The following is a 2,997-nucleotide window of genomic DNA, read 5'->3' on the forward strand; positions in this document are numbered from 1 at the left end:
CCGAGAAGGCCCCGGAGCTGCCGGTCGGCCGGTTGCACAGCAGCGACTCCGATCCGTACGACAAGGCCCTGGACGACCTGGACCACGTGCGCACGTCGGCGAAGGCGGCGGATCTGGCCGGGCTGGACATCGTCCTGTCCACCGCCGCGAAGTGGGCCCATGTGAAGAACGTGGAGCCGTGGGGGCACGCGATCGTCGACGAGGCGTACCAGATGCGGTCGGACGCGCTGCTGGCCGTGGCCGGACTGTTCGAGCGGGCGCTGTTCGTCGGGGACCCGGGCCAGCTGGACCCGTTCTCGATCGTGGGCGGGGACCAGTGGGCGGGCCTGTCGTACGACCCGTCGGCGAGCGCGGTCACCACGCTGCTGGCACACAACCCGGAGCTCCCGCAGCACCGGCTCCCCGTGTCGTGGCGGCTCCCGGCGTCGGCGGCACCGCTGGTCTCGGACGCCTTCTACCCGTACACGCCGTTCCGCAGCGGGACGGACCACGGGGACCGGCGGCTGTCGTTCGGGGTGGCCTCGGACGGTTCGGGTACGGACCGGGTGCTGGACGAGGCGGCGGAGTCCGGCTGGGGCCTGCTGGAGCTCCCGGCCCGCCACACCCCGCGCACCGACCCCGAGGCGGTACGTGCGGTGGCGCTGGTGGTCCGCAGGCTGCTGGACAGGGGCGGCGCGGCGACCAGCGAACGCTCCCCGGACCCGGTGCCGGTGACGGCGGACCGGGTGGCGGTCGGCACGGCCCACCGCGACCAGGCCGCGGCCGTGCGGGCGGCCCTGGCGGAGCTGGGGGTGACGGGCGTGACGGTGGACACGGCGAACCGGCTCCAGGGGCGCGAGTTCGACGTGACGGTGGTCCTGCACCCGCTGTCGGGCCGCCCGGACGCGACGGCCTTCCACCTGGAGACGGGCCGGCTGTGCGTGCTGGCCTCCCGGCACCGCCACGCGTGCGTCGTGGTGTGCCGCGCGGGGGTGCCGGAGCTGCTGGACGAACACCCGTCGACGGAGCCGGTCCAACTCGGCGTGACGGTGAAGTTCCCGGACGGCTGGGAGGCCATGCACACCACACTGGAGCACTGGCAGGAACACAAGGTGTCCTGGCGGCCGTGACCCGTACGGCCGCCGGTACCCCTGACCAGCGGGTAAGCGTCGGTAAGTTCAGTTCCCTCAGACAGGGATGCCGGACAGTTCGGACAGCCTCAGAAGCTCGGGGTCGCTGCGGCGGTGCAGGGACGACAGGACCCGGAAGACCTCCCGCGCCATGGGGTGGATGCGGGCCGTCTGAGGAGCGGCGCTCCACGCATCCGGCAGGGACTCCAGAGCCCCGTCACGGTCCCCCACGTCCAGCCGAGCCCTGGCCGGGTTCATGCGGGACGGAGCGACACGGGTAGCGGACAAGCCCTCCAGGGCGGCGTCAAGGTCTTCTGCCACCCTCAGAGCCTCACGGGGCCGGCCCAGGTCCAGCCGAGCAGCCGGAACGTGCGTGGTCGTGTTCTGCGGGCCGAAGATCATGCTGTGACGGTTCCCATCCCTCTGGAACCATTCGGAGGCTTCCCAGGCCGACTTGATGTGCCGTTCCGCTTCCTTCTTTCCTTCCTTCTTGTCCTTGAAGCGCCCCGAGCGACCACATCCGGTGCTCTCGTCTTCCCAGGCCCGGGAGGCCGATCACGCGGTCCTGGCCCACCTCGCCGAGCACCGGGCGCGTCGGACGCCCTGATCCGGGGAAGCGGTCTTGCGCCGAGCGGGACAATGGAAGGTGGCCGTCCGGCCGCGCGAGGAAGGAAACACACCCCATGGCACAACCCGAGCGGAACGAGCGGCAGCGGCTGCGTCCGGCACCACTGCTCTTCGAGCCGTCTCAGGCGGCGGCGGATCCGGAGCGCTTCTTCGACCTGGAGTCGATGGAGGACCCGACGGAGCTCCTGGACCGGGCGACGGAGCTGACCCTGGCGTTCCGGGCGGCAACCGACCGGGCCGTGGAGTTCCAGGCCGTGGCCGCCGCCCAGCTCGCCGATCCGCGCAGGTTCGACCGGCTCACCCCGGCGGACATAGCCGAGCGGGCGGAGTGGACCGAGGACTACGCCAAGAAGATGATCGAGTTCGGCCGGTCCCTGCTGAACAACCCCCGCCCCTGACCCCCGCCGGGGCCGGCCCGGCTCCCGCGGCCACCACGCTTCGTCACCGCGGGTACACCTGTGGCATATGCCGACGGGCAAGATACCCGCTCACGACGCATCCTGTCCCGTTTTCGGCAACTCTCGGATACGCCGTCGTCACCGCCGGTAGACCTGTCGTCATGAGCGCATGGCTGAGAGACGAAACGACCCTGCACACCGGTGCCGCCCCGCGCCACGGCGTCGACATCCTCGCCGCGCTGCGGGACGGTCCCGAACGGTCACCGGAGCAGGCGGGTGACCGGGCCGGCCAGGTCACCCCGTCCGGAGCCGCCTGGCTCGCGGGGGCCTCCGCCTGCCCCCGCACCACGCTCGCCCGCTGGGAGGCCCACCCCACCACCCCCGGTGTCCTGCCGTGCGGCTCGTCCTTCGACGTCGTGAACGTGCCGGCGCTCTTCGGCCGGCGCATGCTGGAGCAGCTCTGGGCGGAGGGGCCCGGCTCCGGCCCGGTCGCCACGCACCGCGGCCGGCTGCTGCTGTTCGCCGCCCCGGGTACCGCCCAGCGGCTGCCCTCCCTGCTGAGCTGGGAGGAGTGGGGCACGGGCCGTCGCCGGGTGTCCCGTGCGTCCCTGCCCGCACTGCTCTGCCACGGCACGGGCGACGCGGTCACGGTCCCGCCCCTGGTGGCCGGGGCGGGCGCCGGCGGGCCCCGCTGGCTGGTCGCCCCGGACACCCGCACCCCCTGGCTGCCGGGTCCGGACGTGCTGCTCTGGGCCTGTGTACGGGTGACCAGGTCGGCGGCCCCCTCGACCACCGGGAATTCGATTTTTCCTCCCGCCGATCCGGGTGCTAATGTCTACGACGTCAGCAGGCGCCGCTAGCTC

Annotated in this window: 4 protein-coding genes; 3 read left to right on the forward strand and 1 reads right to left on the reverse strand. The window is 72.6% G+C overall.

The genetic code is table 11. From position 1 onward, the window contains the following. On the forward strand, positions 1-1,109 hold a 1,109-nt coding region (locus IH13_RS0134500), incomplete at its 5' end, for an AAA domain-containing protein (RefSeq protein WP_031090832.1). 57 nt (positions 1,110-1,166) lie between these two features. Here the strand turns inward: IH13_RS0134500 and IH13_RS0134505 are convergent. After that, on the reverse strand, positions 1,167-1,430 hold the full coding sequence (locus IH13_RS0134505; RefSeq protein WP_158791473.1) for a hypothetical protein: 264 nt from the start codon (positions 1,428-1,430) through the stop codon (positions 1,167-1,169). A 362-nt stretch (positions 1,431-1,792) separates the two neighbouring features. Between IH13_RS0134505 and IH13_RS0134510 the strand changes: the two genes are divergently transcribed. Both IH13_RS0134510 and IH13_RS0134515 read left to right on the forward strand, forming a co-directional pair. Next, positions 1,793-2,134 carry a hypothetical protein gene (locus tag IH13_RS0134510; protein WP_031090835.1) on the forward strand — a complete coding sequence of 114 codons (342 nt, stop codon included), beginning with the start codon at positions 1,793-1,795 and terminating at the stop codon, positions 2,132-2,134. Between the two features lie 161 nt (positions 2,135-2,295). Further along, positions 2,296-2,994, forward strand: a complete 699-nt coding sequence (locus tag IH13_RS0134515) for a bifunctional DNA primase/polymerase (RefSeq protein WP_031090837.1) — start codon at positions 2,296-2,298, stop codon at positions 2,992-2,994. Positions 2,995-2,997 lie beyond the last annotated feature (3 nt).

Origin of the sequence: Streptomyces sp. NRRL WC-3549, from assembly GCF_000721935.1 — a bacterium.
Classification (GTDB): Bacteria; Actinomycetota; Actinomycetes; order Streptomycetales; family Streptomycetaceae; genus Streptomyces.

Bases quoted from the DNA above. Each gene is read 5' to 3' on its own strand.
- IH13_RS0134510 (WP_031090835.1), top strand. From the start codon at position 1,793: ATGGCACAACCCGAGCGGAACGAGCGGCAGCGGCTGCGTCCGGCACCA.
- IH13_RS0134515 (WP_031090837.1), top strand. From the start codon at position 2,296: ATGAGCGCATGGCTGAGAGACGAAACGACCCTGCACACCGGTGCCGCC.